The 18883-nt window shown below is 72.0% G+C and carries 13 protein-coding genes; 3 read left to right on the top strand and 10 right to left on the bottom strand.

All coding sequences use genetic code 11. The features are described 5' to 3' along the window. Positions 1-22: 22 nt before the first annotated feature. The 7 genes from ACTIF1_RS18035 to ACTIF1_RS18005 form a co-directional block, all read right to left on the bottom strand. Positions 23-2143 (bottom strand): glycosyltransferase, encoded by a 2121-nt coding sequence (locus tag ACTIF1_RS18035; protein WP_439597841.1) that lies wholly within the window; start codon positions 2141-2143, stop codon positions 23-25. Between the two features lie 36 nt (positions 2144-2179). Further along, positions 2180-2719, bottom strand: a complete 540-nt coding sequence (locus tag ACTIF1_RS18030; RefSeq protein ID WP_439597840.1) for a calcium-binding protein — start codon at positions 2717-2719, stop codon at positions 2180-2182. A 312-nt stretch (positions 2720-3031) separates the two neighbouring features. Next, positions 3032-6481 carry a glycosyltransferase WbsX family protein gene (locus ACTIF1_RS18025; protein WP_439597839.1) on the bottom strand — a complete coding sequence of 1150 codons (3450 nt, stop codon included), beginning with the start codon at positions 6479-6481 and terminating at the stop codon, positions 3032-3034. Further along, on the bottom strand, positions 6478-7359 hold the full coding sequence (gene rfbA / locus ACTIF1_RS18020; RefSeq protein ID WP_439597838.1) for a glucose-1-phosphate thymidylyltransferase RfbA: 882 nt from the start codon (positions 7357-7359) through the stop codon (positions 6478-6480). The genes ACTIF1_RS18025 and rfbA overlap by 4 nt, the downstream gene beginning before the upstream one ends. Continuing rightward, positions 7356-8252 (bottom strand): dTDP-4-dehydrorhamnose reductase, encoded by an 897-nt coding sequence (gene rfbD / locus ACTIF1_RS18015; protein WP_439597837.1) that lies wholly within the window; start codon positions 8250-8252, stop codon positions 7356-7358. The genes rfbA and rfbD overlap by 4 nt, the downstream gene beginning before the upstream one ends. Continuing rightward, complete coding sequence (rfbC, locus tag ACTIF1_RS18010; protein WP_439597836.1) at positions 8252-8854, bottom strand: dTDP-4-dehydrorhamnose 3,5-epimerase; 603 nt, start codon at positions 8852-8854, stop codon at positions 8252-8254. The genes rfbD and rfbC overlap by 1 nt, the downstream gene beginning before the upstream one ends. 227 nt (positions 8855-9081) lie before the next feature. Further along, entirely contained in the window at positions 9082-10377 is a 1296-nt protein-coding gene (locus tag ACTIF1_RS18005) for a glycosyltransferase family 4 protein (RefSeq protein WP_439597835.1), read from the bottom strand. A 151-nt stretch (positions 10378-10528) separates the two neighbouring features. Between ACTIF1_RS18005 and araD the strand changes: the two genes are divergently transcribed. Further along, entirely contained in the window at positions 10529-12277 is a 1749-nt protein-coding gene (gene araD / locus ACTIF1_RS18000; RefSeq protein ID WP_439597834.1) for an L-arabinonate dehydratase, read from the top strand. Between the two features lie 21 nt (positions 12278-12298). Here the strand turns inward: araD and ACTIF1_RS17995 are convergent, their stop codons facing one another. The 3 genes from ACTIF1_RS17995 to ACTIF1_RS17985 form a co-directional block, all read right to left on the bottom strand. Next, a complete protein-coding gene (locus ACTIF1_RS17995) occupies positions 12299-12562 on the bottom strand; it encodes a DUF2934 domain-containing protein (RefSeq protein WP_439597833.1) in 264 nt (87 codons plus the stop codon). Positions 12563-12581: 19 nt separating this feature from the next. After that, on the bottom strand, positions 12582-12824 hold the full coding sequence (locus ACTIF1_RS17990; RefSeq protein WP_439597832.1) for a hypothetical protein: 243 nt from the start codon (positions 12822-12824) through the stop codon (positions 12582-12584). A 72-nt stretch (positions 12825-12896) separates the two neighbouring features. Next, the gene (locus ACTIF1_RS17985; RefSeq protein WP_439597831.1) at positions 12897-14279 is read right to left on the bottom strand and encodes a response regulator; all 1383 of its coding nucleotides are present in this window, start codon (positions 14277-14279) and stop codon (positions 12897-12899) included. A 237-nt stretch (positions 14280-14516) separates the two neighbouring features. On the opposite strand from ACTIF1_RS17985, the gene ACTIF1_RS17980 reads away from it, so the two are divergent. Then, the gene (locus tag ACTIF1_RS17980) at positions 14517-15284 is read left to right on the top strand and encodes a response regulator transcription factor (protein WP_439597830.1); all 768 of its coding nucleotides are present in this window, start codon (positions 14517-14519) and stop codon (positions 15282-15284) included. 292 nt (positions 15285-15576) lie between these two features. Continuing rightward, positions 15577-18855 carry a maltose alpha-D-glucosyltransferase gene (gene treS, locus ACTIF1_RS17975; RefSeq protein WP_439597849.1) on the top strand — a complete coding sequence of 1093 codons (3279 nt, stop codon included), beginning with the start codon at positions 15577-15579 and terminating at the stop codon, positions 18853-18855. The last annotated feature ends 28 nt before the right edge of the window (positions 18856-18883 follow it).

The raw sequence follows: 18883 nt of genomic DNA, 5'->3' as shown, positions 1-18883 counted from the left end.
AGCATCCGGGACACCGGAGGTTTCAGGCGGCGGCGTGGGTTTCCCCCATGCGGGGGAAATCCTGCATCAGCGCGGCGATGGCCGGCGCCCAGCGGCGGTGATGCAGGCGGCGGTTGTAGGCGGCGGCGACGGTGCCGGCGTAGCCGCCATGCTGGGAGATCGACTGCCGCTCGAAGTGATACAGCTCCGCCGCCGGCTCGTAGAGGATGCCGAAGCCGGCCTGGCGCAGACGCAGGCAGAGGTCGCTGTCCTCGTAGTCGCCGACGATGTACTCGGCCGAGAAGCCGCCCACCGCATCCCAGGCCGCGCGCCGCATCAGCATGGCCGCGCCGGTCACGCCCGGCACCTCCCGCGCCCGGCAGGCCAGCGGGTAGTGGCGCGGGAAGCCTTTGAAATAGTGGCAATTGGTCCAGTCATCGCCGGGCCCGCGGGCGAAGTAGAGCCCGGCATGCTGCAGCGATCCATCGTCGAACATCAGCTTCGGCCCGACGCAGCCGAGGCGCTTGTCGGCCGCCAGCCGCGCCAGCATGGGCGACAGCCAGCCGGGCGCATCCGGGACCACATCCGAATTCAGCATCAGCAGATGCGGCGCCGTCGCCACCGCCGCGCCGCTGTTGCAGGCGGTGGCATAGCCGGCATTGCGGCCATGCAGCACCAGCGTCGCGGCGAGGCCGGTCAAGCCGCAGATGCCGCGCAGCAGGTGCTCGGCCTCCCCGCGCTGCTCCGGGCTGTCCAGCACATAGATGATCTCGGCCTGGCGCAGCATGGGGTCGCGCGCGAAGGCGGCGACCTGGTGGCGGACGAAGCGCAGGTTGCGATAGAGCGGGATCACCAGGCTGACCTCGGCCCGGGCCGGCGCCTGGCCGATCCGCAGCACCTCCGTCTCCAGCGGCTCCGCCGCGGCCGCCCGGTGCAGGCGCTCCGCCGCCGGGGCCAGGCAGCGGTCCAGCATTTCCGGGCCGACATCCAGCGGGTTGACGCCGCGCAGCACCGCCTCCCGCGCCTGGGGGGCGGGCAGCAGGGCGGGGCCGGCCACCAGTTCGATCGCCTCGCCGGAGCCGAGCGCCAGGTCCAGGCGCCATTGCGCCACCGGGCCGGGGCCGGCATCCGGCAGATGGGCGACGAAGCCGGGCCGGGGATCGGCGGTGCCGAAAGCCGCCTGTTCGAAGCGCTTCACCACATCCGGGCGGCTGACGCGGAACAGCGCCTCGGGCGGCAGCGGCGTGCTGCCGAAGGGGCCGCGCAGGGCGAGGCCGCGGGTCAGGCGCAGCGGGTCGTGCAGCCAGCCGACCAGGAAGACGCCCCCGGCATGGTCCGAGATCGCGCGGTCCAGCGCCGCCGCCACGGCCTGGCCGGGCTCCGCCGCGGCGCGGGCGGGGGCCATGGAGAGCAGTTGCGCATCGCGCAGCAGGTCGCGGCACCAGGGCTCCTGCGCATGGCGGCGCAGCGCCAGCAGGGCCTGGCGCAGCAGGCCGCGCGGCGCGGCCTCCGCCTGCCTGGCGATCTCGATCAGCCCCGGCGGCGGGGCCGGGTCGGCGGGCAGGCGCAACGGGGGGGCCTCCGCCCGCAGCAGCAGGGCGCCGCCGGCGCCGGCGGGCAGCAAGGCGAGCCCGGCCTCCGGCTCCGCCACCCGGGCGAGGCCCTGCGGCGTCAGCAGCCAGCCGCCGGCATCGAGGCGCCAGAGCGCGCGCCCCTGGGCCAGGCCCACCACCGGCCGCACCGCCTCTGCCGCCGGCTGCAGATGGGGGGCGGCCAGGGCGGCGAGATCGACGGCCAGCGCGGCATCCGCCGCAGCGCGCAGCGGGCCGGCCGCCTTGCTGGCGAGCAGGGCGAGGAAGCGGGGCGTGGCGGCGACGGGCTGCAGCAGGGCGCGACTGCCGGGCGGGCCCAGCGCCATCCACTGCGCATCCCCCAGGCGCAGGAACAGCGCTTCGGACGCGGCTTGCGGCGCGCGGGCCAGCAGCAGGGCGCCGCCGCCGGCCAGGGGAAGCTGCGACAGCGGCTGGAAGGTGGGCGCTTCGCCCAGGCGCAGCGCGAAATCCCGCGCCCCGGCCAGGGCCGGCCGCAGCAGCACGCCGAGCAGCTCCGTGCCCAGCCGGAGCCAGGCGGGCAGCGGTGCCGTGTCGGAAAGGTCTGCCGGCATGCTGGGGGCGCCGTCCCGGGTTCAGGCGGCCGGGGTTCAGACGATCTGGACGATGGACCCGATATTGTTGGTCAGGTCGGAGACGCTGATGCCCTGCAGCGTGATGGTATCGCTGCCCAGCGTGATGACCGCATTGCCGAAGCTGTCCGCCGAGACCAGGGAGAGAAGGTCGCTCGGCGCGGCCACGCCGGTCGCGTTGATATTGCTGGCGATATGCAGCGTATCGGTGCCGACCTGGAAGCCGATGATCAGGTCATGGCCGAAGCCGTCGTCGAATTCGAAGGAATCGGGGCCATTGCCGCCATCCAGGGCGTCGTTGCCGGCGCCGCCATCGAGGATGTCGCTGCCATTGCCGCCGTTGAGATCGTCATCGCCGATGCCGCCGCGCAGGATGTCCTGGCCGATGCCGCCCTGGATCACGTCATCCCCACCACCGCCGAGCAGCAGGTCGTCGCCGCCCAGGCCACGGATGAGGTCATTGCCATCGAGGCCGGCGATCAGGTGGTCGATGGGCCCGGCGGGCGCGGTCAGCACGTCATCGCTGCTGCCGCCGGAGATCGAGGCGAAACCAGACATAGTAGCCTCCGCAGAGGTGTGGGTTCGCGAGATCGCGCCCGTTTATCTCTGGTTTGTATTAGGAAATGGACGGGGTTGGAGTCAACCATTTTGGCTGCGCAGCAAGCACAGAAATGACCTCAAAGTCGCGCCCCAAGCGCCTAGGGTGCACAGTTTTTGTCTTTTTGTGACGGATGGACACAGCGGGTGAAAAGAAGGGGCGAAATTAAGAATGTGTCGATGGCGCGAAGGCGCGCGGCGGCGGATTGCTTTGCATACGCCTGGCCTCGAAGATTGCGCCGCATGCCGGTTTTCCGGGCATGCGGCGCGTTTTCATGCGGCGTCACCAGCCCTGAGATCTGGTCTCGGCTGCCGCGAAGCCGTATCGCGGGGCGGGGCGGCGGCCAGCGGGGCCAGCCGAAGCAGGGCCACGCCCGGCAGCAGGAGGCCCGCCGGATCGGCCAGCGGGTCCGGCGCCAGCCGCGCCGCTTCCAGCGCCGATCGGCGCCAGACCACCGCCCCGGGTGCCTGGGGTGAGATCGCGGCGAAGGGGGCGGCCGGATCGGCGGCGAGGGCCGCCAGGGCACGCCGCAGGAAATTGCCGCCCGGCGCCTGGTCGGGGTCGGTGATCCAGAGGAAGGCCCCCTCCGTCGCCGCCAGCGCCGCCGCGGCGATGCTGGCCCAGCCGCCGCCGGCGCCCGGCACGATGCGCAGCTCGCGCTGCCAGCGCTCGGCGGCCAGACGGGCGCCCTCCGCCACGCGGGGATCCGCGGCATCCTCCAGCAGCACCACCTCCCGCACCGGCAGGTCCTGGCGGAAGACGGCGTCCAGCCGGCTGGTGAGCATGAAGCCCCGGCCCTGGCCGGGCACCACGATGGAGAGGTCCGGCAGGTCCGGCAGCAGCAGGCCGCGCAGGGTGGCGGTGGTGCGGTCGAAGGCGAAGCGATCCAGCGCCGCGGTGCTGCGGGCGGCGCGCGCGGCTTCCTCGCGGGGCGAGGCCAGCAGCCGGGCGGCGGCGGCGGCCATGGCCTCCACATCGCCCAGCGGCAGGGCGGCGCCGCCAAAGGCCTCGGCCAGGGCGGCGGCCCCGCCGGCGCCGGCGAAGGCGAGCAGCGGCAGGCCGGCGGCCAGCGCCTGCTGCGCCACCAGCGGGAAGGGCGCCTCCCGCGCCGTCAGCGCCAGCAGGTCCGCGGCCTCGAAGAGCGGGCCGGGCTCGTGCATATGCTCCACCACGCGCAGCCCCTCGGCCCGCGCGGCGGCCAGCTCGCTGCCCAGCCAGATGCGCAGACCGGGATCGATGGCGCCGACCCAGACCGCCTGCAGCGCCGGCTGCTGCGCCCGCAGGCGGCGGAACAGCTGCAGGAACAGGTCGAAGCCATGTCGCAGGTCGCCCGGCCCGGCGCCGAGCAGCAGCCGATCGGCCTCCCCCAGGCCGAGATCGGCGCGGGAGGCGGCGCCGGCCGCGGCATCGCGCGGCGCGGGATAGGCGAGCCCGGGCTCCAGCACCCGCAGCGGCGTCTCCGCCAGGGCCGGGAGTTCCGCGGCCAGGGCCTCCCGCACCGCCTCGGCGGGCAGCAGCGCCCTCTCGGCATGGCGCAGCGCCCCGCGCAGGCCGGCCAGCTGGTCCTTCGCGCGCAGCTCACCGGGCATTTCCTGCAGCAGCACGGTGGCGGCGATGCCGCGCGCCTTGGCCCGCGCCGCCAGGCGGGTTGCGGCGGCGCTGGTCATCAGCGCGCTGCGCAGCCCATCGGCCGCGGCAGTGGAAAGCGCCGCCTCCGCCTCTTCCAGCGTGGTGGCGACCGTGAGCGCGCCGAGGCGCCCGAAATCCTCCTCCAGCGGGCCGCCGGCGAGCAGCAGCACATCGAGCCGGAGCCCGGTGGCGCGGCGCAGCGCTGCGCTGGCCTCGATCAGCCGGCGGGCGGCCTCGCTCTCCTCCGCATCCGCGGCGCAGACCAGCAGGCCCGGCGCCTCCGCCGCGCGGGCGCCGACCACGGCACGGGCGGTGGCGTTCAGGAAGGCGCCGCCGTAGTGCAGGTCGGGCTCGAGATAGGCCCCCTCGCACCATTCGTTCCAGGCATTCACGCAGACCAGCGGCTCGCCGAAGAAGGGCGCGCGGGCGGCGCGCTCCACCAGTTCGGAGAGCCAGGCCTCGTAGCTGGCGGGCTTCGAGCCATGGATGATGACGGTGTTCTGGCCCTGCTTGCGCGGGTCGTTGTCCCAGCCCGGCACGGCGCATTTGATCAGCGGGAAATCCGGCGTCGGCTCCTCCAGCGAGACGCGCACCACGTCGTCATAGGCGAAGACCGTGCCGGTGAAGTCGGGGTCCAGGTAGTCGAGATGCGCGCTGATCGGGGTGCAGCGCTTGGCCAGCTTGTGCGGCGGGAATTCGATGGCGCCGTCGAAGCCGAATTCGGTGGGGTCGATGTCGTCGAAGGACTGGGTCATGACGAAGACCGGGTCCTCGCCATGGGAATCGCGGAAACGCTTGCGCCAGCCGTCGACGATCTCCTTCGGCTCCGGGATCAGCCCGGCGCGGTAGACCATCAGCACCGGGCGGCCCTGCACGCGGATGTAGCGCGGGTCGGCGAAGTGGCGCGCCAGGGTGGCCACCAGCTCCGGCTCATCCTCCGGCCGGTAGTCCTGGCCCATCAGGATGTCGTTCTCGGCGCCGTCCCAGCGGCGGGTCCAGTTCTCGTTCGCCCACATCAGGGCGAAGGGCATGTCCAGGCTGCGATCGGCGAGGAAGGCATCCACCGGCTTTTCCAGCAGGCGGTGGCCGTTGAAGCTGTACCAGTAGAAGATCCAGCCATGCACGCCGCCGCGCTTGGCCAGGGCGATCTGCCGGCGCATCACCTCCATGTCGGTCAGGTTGTAGTGGCCGAGATCGCGCGGCACCCGGGGCTGGTAGTGGCCGGCGAAGCGGGGCAGGGCGCGTGGCAGGTTGGTCCATTCGGTGAAGCCGCGGCCCCACCAGCGGTCATTCTCCGCGATCGCGTGGAACTGCGGCAGGTAATAGGCCAGCACCTTGGCCCGCGGCCGCGCGCCGTCCGGCAGCGGGCGGACTTCCTCGAATTCCTCGGCCGGGCGGGTATTGCGGCGCACCTCGCGCGGGATGGTCGGCGTTTCCTGCGGCATGCGCGGATGCACGCCGGCATCGTGGCGGTGGCGCAGCCAGTGCAGCAGCGGCGCTTCCGTCAGCCGGCCCGCCATGTGGTGCTGGACATAGTAGCGCTGGTCGAAATCGGGCGCCGGCTCGCGCTCCTCCTGCCAGCCCAGGGTGACGTAGTGCTGATAGGCATCGGCGCCGGCGCGGGCGACGTCGCGATAGGTCGAGAGGTAGAATTCGCCGTCGAATTCCGGAATCGGGCTGGCGCCGTAGTCGCGGTGGCGCAGGAAATGCGCGAGAGCTGCTTCCTCCGGCGCCAGGCCATTGCGGCTGCGGTACCAGGCGGTGTCGAAATGCGGGCCGGGGCGGCGGCCTTCGGCATCGCCATGCCGCAGGAAATGCAGCACCGGGTCGATGCCGGCCTCCCGCACATCGGCATGGGTCGAGAGGTACCAGCCCGGGTCGAGGTAGAAGCAGGGCGCGCGGCCCTGTTCCCAGCCCTGCTGCAGGAAGTGCTGGACCGCATCCTCCCCGGCATGGGCGACGTCGGGGTATTGGGCGACATACCAGGCGGCGTCGATCAGGCCGCTGGCGGCCAGTTCCTGCCGGGCCTGGTACTTTGGATCCTGCGCCTGCGGGTCCAGCGCCCCGCCGTCCTGGTCGCCCTCCACGGTCATGAATCCTCGCGGGCCAGCAGGCCTTCCAGATAGGTGCCATAGCCGCTGTTGCGCAGCGGCGCGGCGAGGGCGCGAAGTGCATCGCCATCGATGAAGCCCATGCGCCAGGCCACTTCCTCAGGCGCCGCCACCTTCTGGCCGGTGCGCTTCTCGATGGCGCGGACGAATTCGCCGGCCTCCAGCAGGCTGTCATGCGTGCCGGTATCGAGCCAGGCATAGCCGCGGCCGAGGCGCACAACGCGCAGCGAGCCTTCCTCCAGATAGACCCGGTTGAGGTCGGTGATCTCGAGTTCCCCGCGCGGCGAGGGGGCCAGCGCCTTGGCGAGCGCGGCGGCGCGGCCATCGTAGAAATAGAGGCCCGTCACCGCCCAGTCGGAGCGCGGCAGGGTGGGCTTTTCCTCGATCGTCAGCGCGCGGCTTTCGCCATCGAATTCCACCACGCCGTAGCGGTGCGGGTCGGCCACGCGATAGGCGAAGACGGTGGCACCCTGCGTGGCGGCATTGTCCTGCGCTTCCCGCAGCCGGGCCTCCAGGTCATGCCCATGGAACAGGTTGTCCCCCAGCACCAGGGCGGAGGGTTCGCCGGCGAGGAAATCCTCGGCCAGGACGAAGGCATGGGCGATGCCGCGCGGCTTGTCCTGCTCGGCATATTCCAGCTTCAGGCCCCAGCGCGCGCCATCGCCCAGCAGGCGCTTGAACAGCGGCAGGTCATGCGGGGTGGAGATGATCATGATCTCCCGGATCCCGGCCAGCATCAGGACCGAGAGCGGGTAGTAGACCATCGGCTTGTCGAAGACCGGCAGCAGCTGCTTCGAGACGGCGAGTGTCGCCGGATGCAGGCGCGTGCCCGATCCGCCAGCCAGCACGATGCCCTTCATACGCCATTCTCCCCTGCTGGTCCGACCAGCACATCCAGGCACTGCGCCAGCGACTGGCGCCAATCCGCGGGCCGGATGCCATGCACCTGGCCGATGCGGCTGCAGTCGAGCCGCCCATCGGCCGGGCGGGCGGCCCGCGTCGGGTAATCCTTCGTTGCGATCCCGGCAAGTCCCGGCCGCTTGTGCCCGCGCCGGGCCGCCTGGTCCAGGATCTCGGCGGTGAAGCCGTGCCAGGTGGTATGGGGCGCGCCGGTCAGGTGGAACAGGCCGAAGGCGGCATCGCCGGCCGGCGCCGCCAGCAGGCGGGGCGCCATGCGGGCCACGGCCTCGGCCAGGTCGGCGGCAAAGGTCGGCGCGCCATGCTGGTCCGCCACCACGCGCAGCTCCTCCCGCTCCGCCGCCAGGCGCAGCATGGTCTTCACGAAATTGGCGCCGTCCGGGCTGCAGACCCAGGCGGTGCGGAGGATGACGCTGCGCGGATTGGCGGCGAGCACCGCACGCTCCCCTTCCTCCTTGCTGCGGCCATAGACGCCGAGGGGGGAGGGGGGGTCGGTCTCGACATAGGGCGCGCCCTTCCGCCCGTCGAAGACATAGTCGGTGGAGAAATGCACGAAGGGCGCCCCGCATGCGGCGGCGGCGGCGGCCAGCCGCGCGGCGCCGTCGCGGTTCACGGCGAAGGCCAGGGCTTCCTGGTCCTCCGCCCTGTCCACCGCGGTATAGGCGGCGGCATTCACCACCAGCTCCGGCGCCGCCTCGCGCATGGCGCGGGCGATGGAGGCTTCCTCCGTCAGGTCCAGCGCCGGCGGTTCCAGCGCCACCACCTCATGCCCGGCGAAGCGCCGCAGCAGCGCCTGCGCCACCTGGCCCTCGCGGCCCGCGACCAGGATGCGCATCAGAAGGCGGGTCCGAGATCGGCCAGGCGGGGCGCGCGGCGATCCTTGTCGGAGAGCGTCGCCGCCACCTCGGCCAGGCCCCAGTCGATGCCGAGCGCCGGGTCGTCCCAGGCCAGCGAGCGGTCGCAATCCGGCGCATAGAGGGCGGTGACCTTGTAGGCCACCTCGGTCTCAGCCTCCCGCGTCACGAAGCCATGCGCGAAGCCGGGCGGCACCCAGATCATCCGGCCATTCTCGGCCGAAAGCTCCGCCGCCACATGCCGGCCGAAGCTGGGGGAGGCGGCGCGGAGATCCACCGCCACATCGAGGATCCGCCCGCGCAGCACCCGCACCAGCTTGCCCTGGGCATGCGGATTCACCTGGAAATGCAGGCCGCGCACGGTGCCGACGGCGACCGACATGGATTGGTTGTCCTGGACGAATTCATCCGCGATGCCGATCGCTGCGAAGTCGCGCCGCGAATAGGTCTCGACGAAGGCGCCGCGCGCATCGGCGAAGCGGCGGACGGAGACCAGCAGGGGTCCGTCGATGGCGAAGGGCACCGCCTCGACATTGCCGGCGCGGCGGATCTCGGCGGCTTGCGGTCCGATCCCGTCCGGCATGGCGACCACTCCCCTGTCTTCCTGGCTCAGACCTGCGGTTGTCCTCGGCGCGGAACATCTGGCCCGTTCGTCTCAATAAAGAGAGTTCTGGACACCGGCCTATCCGATCCACGTTTCGAGAGACGTGCGATTTCTTAATACAAGCCAGGCCGCACGGGAAGGTGGCCGACAGGGTCGCCCGCCAGATTCCGGGTTGAATGGGGCAAGGGGAAGGCGGGCAGCGCGACCTAATCCTCCCGCTCCGGCTCCGGCTCCCCGCCCGCCGCAAGCTTCTCCACCAGGTCGAGCTGCCGCGGCAGGCAGATGCTGCGCAGGTCGTAGCGCGCGATGATATCGGCGCGGCCCTGGGCGGCCAGCTTCGCATGGCCCTCCGGATCCGCCAGCACCTTCAGCACCGTCTTCGCCAGGGTGTCGGGCTCGAAGAAGGGCGCCAGCAGGCCATTGCGGCCGTGCTCCACCACCTCCTCCACCGGCGGGGTGGCGGAGCCCACGATCAGCGCGCCGCAGGCCATCGCCTCCAGCATCGACCAGGAGAGCACGAAGGGGTAGCTGAGATAGACATGCGCCCGCGTCACCCGGAACAGGGCGTGCAGGTCGTCATGCGCGACGCGGCCGGTGAAGTGGATGCGGGAGAGATCGAGCTGCCCCTCCAGCTCCGCCAGCATCTTCGCCTTCCAGTTCTCCGCCCCCTCCGGCTTGCGGCCGTAGGAGATCTCATTGCCGCCGACGATGACGGTGTGCAGGTCGGGGCGTTCGCGCTGCAGCCGGGGCAGGGCGCGCATGAAGCTGGGGAAGCCGCGATAGGGCTCCAGGTTGCGCCCGACATAGGAGATCACCTCGTCGCCGCGGCGGAATTCGCGCCCCTCCGGCGTGCGGAACACCGCCTGCGGATCGGGGGCGCAGCGCACGGTATCCACGCCTTCATGCAGGCAGGTGATGCGCCGGCGGGCCCAGGCGGGGTAGCGGCTCCATTGCCAGCGGGTCGGGCTGATGCCCCAATCGGCCGCCTGCAGGGAGATGAGCTGGGTCGCGTTCAGCACGCGGACGCGCGCCGCATCGTCCAGGCCCACCTGCTGCTGCGGGTCGAAGCCGAGGTCCTGGCCGGTCGAGTTGTAGTAGAATTCCCAGTAGTAGAGCGTGCGCGCCTGCGGGAAGACGTCCTTCAGGAACAGGCCCTCGCCCCAGCCGGGATGGCAGACGATGATATCCGGCCGCAGCCCCTTGTCGCGCAGCTGCACCAGCTTGTTGGCCATGTGCTGGCCGCGCCGGGTGGAGGCCTCCAGCGAGCGCAGGTAGCGATGCGTCTGATCCCCGGCACCCTTCGGCGCGCCGTAGGAGATGTAGTTGACCCCTGGCGCGCTATAGCCCGGCTTCTCCCCCACCCCCCAGACCTGCACGCCCTGCCGCTGCGCCAGGGCCGGGGCCAGGTGGGCATATTGGCCCGGGAAGTTCTGGTGGATGAACATCGCCTTCAGGGGGCGGCGCGGCAGCAACAGGGCCATCATGTCTCCGGCGGGCGGCATGCAAGGCCGCGAAACTGTAAGGCGGCGCGGGCATGGTCAAGCGGGCCCGAACCCCGTCGGAAGGCCGCCGGGCTGTTCGTGCCAGCGCGCGACTGGCAGATTGCCGAGAGTATTGTTTTGTAGGGCAGCCTGCCCACAGGGGAAGAAGCGCATGGCGGATGGCATGAGGGGTGGCGCCCGCAAGCGGCCGGAGGAGCTGCGCAGCCATCGCTGGTATGGCGTGGACGACCTGCGCGCCTTCGGCCACCGGTCCCGCATGCTGCAGATGGGCTTTTCCGAGTCCGATTTCCGCGGCAAGCCGGTGATCGGCATCATCAATACCTGGTCGGAGCTCAGCCCCTGCCATTTCCACTTCCGCACGCGGGCGGAGGAGGTGAAGCGCGGCGTCTGGCAGGCGGGTGGCTTCCCGGTGGAACTGCCGGCGCATCCGGTGACCGAGCAGTACATGAAGCCGACCAGCATGCTCTACCGGAACCTGCTGGCGATGGAGACGGAGGAGCTGGCGCGCAGCCAGCCCTGCGACGGGCTGGTGCTGCTGGGCGGCTGCGACAAGACGCCGCCGGGGCTGGTGATGGGCGCGCTCTCGGCCGGCCTGCCCTTCATCTTCGTCCCCGCCGGGCCGATGAACAGCGGCAGCTGGCGCGGCAAGACGCTGGGCTCGGGGTCGGACGCCTGGAAATACCATGCGGAGCTGCGGGCCGGCACCATCACCCCGGCGCAGTGGAAGGACATGGAGGGCGGCATGGCGCGGTCCTTCGGCACCTGCATGACCGCCGGCACCGCGGCCACCATGATGCTGGCGGTGGAGGCCATGGGCCTGACGCTTCCGGGCGCCTCCTCCATCCCAGCCGCCGATTCCGCGCATCCGCGCATGGCGACCGATTCCGGCCGTCGCATCGTCGACATGGTCTGGCAGGACGAGACGCCCGCGAAACTGCTGAGCCAGGGCAGCATCGACAATGCGGTGGCCGCCACCATGGCCTTCGGCGGATCGACCAATGCGATCATCCACATCATCGCCATGGCCCGCCGCGCCGGGTTGGAGCTGGACCTCGAGCGTTTCGACGCGATCAGCCGCCGCGTGCCGCTGATCGCCAATCTGCGGCCGAATGGCGATACCTGGCTGATGGCGGATTTCTTCACCGCCGGCGGGTCGCGCGCCTTCCTGAACCGGCTCTCGCCGCATCTGGACCTCAGCGCGAAGACCGTCTCCGGCGCCACGCTGGGCGAGGACATCGCCGATGCGGATGTCTTCAACGAGGACATCATCCGCCCGCTCGACAATCCGCTACAGGCGGAGGGCGGGCTTGCGGTGCTGAAGGGCTCGCTCGCGCCGCGCGGCGCGGTCATCAAGACCAGCGCGGCCGATCCGCGGCTGCTGAGCCATACCGGCCGCGCGGTGGTCTTCGAGAACTATGCCGACCTGAAGAAGCGCCTGGACGATCCGGATCTCGACGTGACGGCCGACAGCGTGCTGGTGATGAAGTCCGGCGGCCCCCAGGGCGGCCCCGGCATGCCCGAATGGGGCATGATGCCGATCCCGCAGAAACTGCTGAAGCAGGGGGTGCGGGACATGGTGCGGCTGTCCGATGCCCGCATGTCCGGCACCAGCTACGGCACCTGCGTGCTGCATGTGGCGCCGGAGAGCCATGTCGGCGGGCCGCTGGCCCTGGTGCGCGACGGCGACCTGATCCGGCTGGATGTGCCGAACCGCCGGCTGGACCTGCTGGTGGAGGAGGCGGAGCTGGCGCGTCGCCAGGCCGCATGGGTGCCGCCCGCCCGCCGCTATGCGCGCGGCTGGACCTCCATGTATCTGGACCAGGTCACCCAGGCGGATGAGGGCTGCGACCTGCGCTTCCTGGAGGCGGGGGAGGCGACGCCGGAGCCGGACATCTACTGACGGCGCCGCCCGGGGCGCGGCTCAGCGGCGCCCGGTCTTCCGCCCGGCCGCGGCTTCCGTCTTCCTGGGCCGGGCCGGCTTGGCCGCCGCCGGCACAGCCTTGTCGGGTGCCACCGAGGCTGGCGCCTTCGCCGGGCTGGCGCTGGTTGCGGGCGGCGGCGCGGCGGCTTCCTCCGCCAGCTCATGGCGGGCGCGGGCCCAATGCGCCTCGTGCTGGCCCTCTGGCCGGCCGGCGCGCTCCCAGATCTCATGCGCGCGCTGGCGGATAAGGTCCTCGTCGGACATGGCATGCTCCCTCGATGCTTCACGGCAGGTGCTGGGCGAACGGCAGGCCCCCGCCCGGGTTCCGCGCCGGGCCGGATGTTCCGCCCCCATCACGGTCCCGCGCACCGGCGCCGAATTGGCAGCAGGCCGGGGTCAGCAGCAGTGCCGCCAGGGTCAGGGCCGCCAGGCCGCGCCGCAGCCGCGCCCGCGGCGCCGGCGGGCCTGCGGCCTTGCGCGGCGCCACCCGGCGGGGGCCCCGGCGGAAGGGCGATTCGGCGAGCATGCGGTGGTCTCCCTGGGGCGGCGGGCGCCCTGGCGGGCGAGGGGCGGCTGGGCACCCCGCCCGCAGGCCGGATCAGCTGGCGCGGACCAGCATCCGGGCGCGCAGCCCGCCCTGCGGCAGCCCCCAGGCATCCAGCCGCCCGCCCTGCAGCGTCACCAGGCGCCGGGCGATGGCGATCGCCATGCGCCGCCCGGCCTCCGCCTCCGGCTGCGGGGGCGCGCCCTGCTGGATCAGCAGGTGCAGCTGCACCTGGCCGCCCGCGGCCTCCACCGCCAGCCCGGCGCGGCCGCCGGCCGGCCCGCCGAGGGTGGTGCCGCCGAGCAGGGCCATGGCGCGGGCCAGCCGCGCATCGTCCAGCAGGAAGGCGCGCGCGGCCTGCCCCGGGGGGACCGGGCCCCGGTCGCAGTCCAGGCCCAGCGCCTCCAGCTCCCGCGCGGCCCGCTCCAGCAGCGCCTGCGCCGAGACCGGCGCCCGGCGCGGCTGCGCCGCCCCTTCTTCCAGCGCCGCGATATCCATCAACTCGTCGAGCAGGTGCAGCAGACGCCGCGGCTCCCGCGGGGCGGGCGGCTGGCGCGGCGCGGCGCGCAGCAGGTCGCCGAGCGGGCCGCGCAGGTCGCGGGCGATGCCCTCTATGCCATGGCCCTCGGCATCCAGCCGCTGGGCCAGGGTCCGCAGCAGCGCCTCCGCCGCGCGGCAGGGGCTCAGCGGCACCTCCTGCGGCCAGCCGGCCGGCTCGGCCCGCGGGGTGCCGGGCGGCAGGTGGCGCGGCTGCGGCTCCGGGATCGGCGTCAGCCGCTCCGCCGCGGTCGGCCGGCGGGTCCAGGCGATCGGGGCATGGATCGTGCCGCTGGCGCGGCGCGGCGGCCAACCCGCCTCCGGCGTGCCGGCCAGCCGCAGCGGCAGGGGCCAGCCGGGCGCCGCGTCCACCGCCGTCGCCGCGCAGGGCGCGTCCCAATCCGCATGCGCCACGGCGGCGCGGCGCAGCGCCGCGCGCTCCAGCGCCTCCCGCACCATGCGGGCCAGCTCGGCGCCGCGCATCGGCTTCTGCAGCGTGCCGAAGGCGCCGAGCCGCGCCGCCGCCATGCCATGGGTGGCGGAGGCATAGCCGGTGACCAGCACCACCTCCAGCGCCTGCGCCTGGCTGCGGCCGCGCAGCGCGGCCTCGGCCAGCGCCAGTCCATCGGTCCCCGGCATGCGGATATCGGTGACCAGGGCGGCGACATCCGGACGGCAGCGCAGCACCGCCAGCGCCGCCTCGGCGGTGGTGGCCGAGAGCACGGTCAGGCCGCGCCGGCCCAGGGCGCCGGCCAGCTCCTCCAGCACCTCCCCCTCGTCATCCACCAGCAGCACGGCACCCGGGTCCGGGTCCGGCGACAGATCGGGGGCCAGGTCGCCAGCGGGCAGGCGCGGCCTGGGGGCTGGGTGCGGGCCGCCAAGCCCGATCGGCAGGTTCATCGTGTCGCTCCGTCTTGCATCTCGGACCGGCACAGGGCGGCACCACGCAGCCTGACCGCCCTGGAAGGCGAACCGATGAATGAGACGTTAACGCGTCAGCGTGTTGTCACGTTTGGTATTAAGAAATCTCGCAATTGCTGCGTGTGGCGCTCGACGTCGGCGGGTATCCTCGGCTAAAGGTTAACGTCGACTTATGTCTCCATTTGTGGGGACAGGCCCCGCTCCGGGAGACACAGCATGACCTTGGCGACAATGCGCGCCCAGCCCGGTGCCGTGGAGCGGGAGAAGCGTGCCGAGGACCAGGCCCTGCTTGGCCAGGCCCTGGTGCCGCTCGTCCTGCTGGCGGATGACGAGCGGGAACTGACGGACGAGATGGCCGCCTATCTGGCGCGCTACGGCCTGCGCACCATCGTCGCCAATTCCTTCGCCGCCGCGGTCGCGATCGTCGAGACGCATCGGCTGGATGCGATCATCCTGGACCAGCGCCTCGGCCCTGTGGATACGCTGCCGCATCTGCCGGAATTGCGGGCGCGGACGGAGGCGCCGATCCTGATCGTCACCGGCAATCGGGAGGAGACGGACCGCGTGCTGGGGCTTGAGCTCGGCGCCGACGATTTCCTGGTGAAGCCAGTCTCGGGCCGCGAGCTGGTGGCGCGTCTGCGGGCGCGGATCCGCCGCCCCGGCAATGTCGCGCCGCCGCCGCGCCGCGACCGCTGGCGCCTGCAGCCGGTGGAACGCCGCTTGGTGCGGCCCGATGGCAGCCTGCTGGAGCTGACCGGGGCGGAGTTCGACCTGCTCGCGGTGCTGGCCGCCATGCCGGGTGAGGTGCAGACCCGTGAGGCGCTGACCCAGCAGGTCTTCCGCCGCGCCTGGCGGCCGGGGGACCGGGCGGTGGACAATGCGGTGCTGCACCTGCGCCAGAAGCTGGCCCCCGAGTTGGGGGAGCGCTGCATCATCACCATCCGCCAGGTCGGCTACGTCTTCATCGGCTTTCCCAATAGCTGAGACCGGCGCGGCGGCCGTGCCTGGCACACGCCGGGCGTGTCGCATTCCCAAGACGTTGGCTGGGATTTGGCGACAATTGACATCGTTGTAATCCTGGGTTGATGGGCCAGGGCCGGCGGATGGCGGCGCATTGGCGCCGGTTTGGTGACGTATCGGCGCCGCAGGCGGAACGGCGCGGCCTCCGTCGCGTTCCGCAGGCTTGACCGAGGGGACAAGCATGGCTGACGGAGCGATCACCAAGGCTCAGGCGATGGGACAGTCCGGCACGGCGGAGCCGGGCCTGGGCCGCGAGATGTTGCCCGGGGCGGAGGCGCCACGGGCCGAGCTTGAGGCCCAGTGGTGGCGCGATTCCGTGATCTACCAGCTGCACCCGAAATCCTTCATGGATGGCAATGACGACGGCATCGGCGATTTCGCCGGGCTGATCTCGCGGCTGGACCACGTGGCCGGCCTTGGCGCGGATGCCATCTGGCTGCTGCCCTTCTATCCCTCGCCGCGGCGCGACGATGGCTATGACATCAGCGAATACACCGGCGTGCATCCGGACTACGGCAAGCTGGCGGATTTCCGCCGCCTGGTGCGGGAAGCCCATGCGCGCGGCCTGAAGGTGATCACGGAGCTGGTGATCAACCACACCAGCGACGAGCACCCCTGGTTCCAGCGCGCCCGCAACGCCCCGCCGGGGTCCTGGCAGCGCGACTTCTACGTCTGGTCGGACGACCCCAACCGCTACGACGGCACCCGCATCATCTTCCTGGATACCGAGAAATCGAACTGGGCCTGGGACCCGGTGGCGAAGTCCTACTACTGGCACCGCTTCTACAGCCACCAGCCCGACCTGAACTTCGACAACCCGCGGGTGCTGGAGGCGGTGCTGCGGGTGATGCGCTTCTGGCTCGACCTGGGCGTGGACGGGCTGCGGCTGGACGCCGTGCCCTATCTGGTCGAGCGCGACGGCACCAACAACGAGAACCTGCCCGAGACGCATACCATCCTGAAGCGCATCCGCGCGGCGCTGGAGGATCGCTACCCGAACCGCATGCTGCTGGCGGAAGCGAACCAGTGGCCGGAGGATGTGCAGGAATATTTCGGCGCTGGCGACGAATGCCACATGTGCTTCCACTTCCCCCTGATGCCACGCATGTACATGTCCGTGGCGCAGGAGGACCGCTTCCCGATCACCGATATCCTGCGCCAGACCCCGGAGATTCCGGAGGGCTGCCAATGGGCGGTGTTCCTGCGCAACCATGACGAGCTGACGCTCGAGATGGTGACGGATTCCGAGCGGGATACGCTCTGGTCCGTCTATGCCGCGGACAGGCGGGCGCGCATCAACCTCGGCATCCGCCGCCGCCTCTCGCCGCTGATGGAGAATGACCGCCGGCGCATCGAGCTGATGAACGGGCTGCTGCTGTCGATGCCCGGCACGCCGGTGATCTATTACGGCGACGAGATCGGCATGGGCGACAATGTCTTCCTGCGCGACCGCGATGGCGTGCGCACGCCGATGCAATGGTCGCCGGACCGCAATGGCGGCTTCTCCCGCGTCGATCCCGCGGCGCTGGTGCTGCCGACCATCCAGGACCCGATGTATGGCTACCAGGCCATCAATGTCGAAACGCAGTCCCGCGACGCGCATAGCCTGCTGAACTGGACGCGGCGCGTGCTGGCGGTGCGCCGCCGATCCCGCGCCTTCGGCCGCGGCGCCATGCGGCTGCTCTATCCCGGCAATCGCAAGGTGCTGGCCTATCTGCGCGAGCATGAGGGCGATGTCGTGCTCTGCGTCTTCAACTTGTCCCGTGCGGCACAGGCCGTGGAGCTGGACCTGTCTTCCATGGCGGGCCGCGTGCCGGTGGAGATGCTGGGCGGCACCACCTTCCCCCCGATCGGTGGCGCCAGCTATCCGCTGACCCTGCCGCCCTATGGTTTCTTCTGGTTCCTGCTGGCCGAAGGCGCACAGCTGCCGCCCTGGCACAGCCCGGCCCCGGAACCGCTGCCGGAGTTGCGCACGCTGGTGGCGCCGGCCGACATGAAGGCGGGCAGCGCGCAGGCGCTGATCGAGGAGGCGCGCCGGGTGCTGGAGCGCGAGGTGCTGCCCGAATGGCTGCGCCGCCGCCGCTGGTTCGGCGCCAAGGACCAGGCGATGACCGCACCGCCGAAATTCGCCTATGCGGTGCCCTTCCACACCGCGCCGCTGATGATCCTGGCGGAAATCGAATCCGCCGATGGCAATCGCTGGTCGCTGCCGCTGGCGCGCATCGGGGTGGAGGAGGAAAGCCTGCCGGCCGGCCAGCTCGCCTTGGCCCGGCTGCGCCAGGGCCCGCGCGTCGGCCTGCTGACGGATGCCATGGCGGTGGACGGTTTCGTCCGTGCCATGCTGGCCGCCTGCCGCGCCGGCACGACGCTGGAGACGCCGCAGGGCACCTTGCATTTCACGGCGACCGAGGCGCTGCGCGAGATGGCGCTGCCCGAGGTGCCGGAGGTGCGGCGGCTCGGCGTCGAGCAGTCCAATTCCACCGTGATCATCGGCGAGGCGGTGGTGCTGAAGCTGTTCCGCCGGGTGCTGCCGGGCCGGCACCCGGAGGCCGAGATGGCGCGCCATCTCACCGCCTCCGGCTATCCCGGCACGCCCGCCCTGCTGGGGGAGGTGGTTCGCCGCGGGCCGGATGGCCAGCCGCATACGCTGATGGTGCTGCAGGCCTTCAGCCGGAACCAGGGCGATGCCTGGGGCTGGACGCTGGACTGGCTCGCCCGGACGGTGGACGACGCCGCCCTGACGGAGGCCGAGCCCGAGGACCCTTTGGCCGGCTACCTTCCCTTGGCGGAAGCCATCGGCCGGCGCCTGGCGCAGCTGCACCTGGTGCTGGCGCGGCCCTCCGAGGATCCGGACTTCGCGCCGGAGCCCGCCGACCCGGCGATGATGCAGGCCTGGGTGGCGCAGACGGAGGAGATGCTGACCCGCAGCCTGGACCAGCTGGGCCGCACCGCGCTGGAGGGTGAGGCGGCCCCGCTGGCCGCCTGGCTGCTGGAGCGCAAGGACGCCTTGCTGGCGCAGATCCGCAAGACTCCGCCGGCGCCCGCGGGCCTGACCGCCACCCGCATCCATGGCGACTTCCACCTGGGCCAGGTGCTGGTCGCGCCCGGTGATGCGGTGATCCTGGACTTCGAGGGCGAGCCGGCGCGGCCGCTGGATGCGCGGCGGGCCAAGTCCAGCGCGCTGCGGGACGTGGCCGGCCTGCTGCGGAGCCTGGACTATGCCGCCGCGGTGGCCGCCGCGACGGAGGACTCCGGCACCGCGACGGCCGCGCCGACGCCGCGCCGCGCCGCGCTGATCGCCCGCTGGCGGCAGGCGGCGGCGGCGGCCTTCCTGGCCGCCTATGACGCGACCTGGGAGGCCGAGGCGGGGCCGGTGGCGCCCGGCGCGGCCTCGGCGCTCGACCTCTTCCTGCTGGAGAAGGCGGGCTACGAGGTGGGCTATGAACTGGCCAATCGCCCGGCCTGGCTGCCGGTGCCGCTGCGCGGGCTGGTGGCCCTGGCCGCGCGGCTGCTGGGGGAGGCGCCGCCCGAGTAGGCGTGAGGCCCGGCTTTTGCTTATCCTC

Origin of the sequence: Falsiroseomonas sp., from assembly GCF_051860665.1 — a bacterium.
Classification (GTDB): Bacteria; Pseudomonadota; Alphaproteobacteria; order Acetobacterales; family Acetobacteraceae; genus Falsiroseomonas.
The sequence above is the reverse complement of the archived record's forward strand: the minus strand, read 5'-3'. Positions and strand labels throughout refer to the sequence as shown.

Bases quoted from the DNA above. Each gene is read 5' to 3' on its own strand.
- rfbC (WP_439597836.1), bottom strand. From the start codon at position 8,854: ATGCCGGACGGGATCGGACCGCAAGCCGCCGAGATCCGCCGCGCCGGC.
- ACTIF1_RS17995 (WP_439597833.1), bottom strand. From the start codon at position 12,562: ATGTCCGACGAGGACCTTATCCGCCAGCGCGCGCATGAGATCTGGGAG.
- araD (WP_439597834.1), top strand. From the start codon at position 10,529: ATGGCGGATGGCATGAGGGGTGGCGCCCGCAAGCGGCCGGAGGAGCTG.
- ACTIF1_RS18025 (WP_439597839.1), bottom strand. From the start codon at position 6,481: ATGACCGTGGAGGGCGACCAGGACGGCGGGGCGCTGGACCCGCAGGCG.
- rfbD (WP_439597837.1), bottom strand. From the start codon at position 8,252: ATGCGCATCCTGGTCGCGGGCCGCGAGGGCCAGGTGGCGCAGGCGCTG.
- ACTIF1_RS18035 (WP_439597841.1), bottom strand. From the start codon at position 2,143: ATGCCGGCAGACCTTTCCGACACGGCACCGCTGCCCGCCTGGCTCCGG.
- ACTIF1_RS17985 (WP_439597831.1), bottom strand. From the start codon at position 14,279: ATGAACCTGCCGATCGGGCTTGGCGGCCCGCACCCAGCCCCCAGGCCG.
- ACTIF1_RS18030 (WP_439597840.1), bottom strand. From the start codon at position 2,719: ATGTCTGGTTTCGCCTCGATCTCCGGCGGCAGCAGCGATGACGTGCTG.
- ACTIF1_RS18005 (WP_439597835.1), bottom strand. From the start codon at position 10,377: ATGCCGCCCGCCGGAGACATGATGGCCCTGTTGCTGCCGCGCCGCCCC.
- rfbA (WP_439597838.1), bottom strand. From the start codon at position 7,359: ATGAAGGGCATCGTGCTGGCTGGCGGATCGGGCACGCGCCTGCATCCG.
- ACTIF1_RS17980 (WP_439597830.1), top strand. From the start codon at position 14,517: ATGACCTTGGCGACAATGCGCGCCCAGCCCGGTGCCGTGGAGCGGGAG.
- treS (WP_439597849.1), top strand. From the start codon at position 15,577: ATGTTGCCCGGGGCGGAGGCGCCACGGGCCGAGCTTGAGGCCCAGTGG.
- ACTIF1_RS17990 (WP_439597832.1), bottom strand. From the start codon at position 12,824: ATGCTCGCCGAATCGCCCTTCCGCCGGGGCCCCCGCCGGGTGGCGCCG.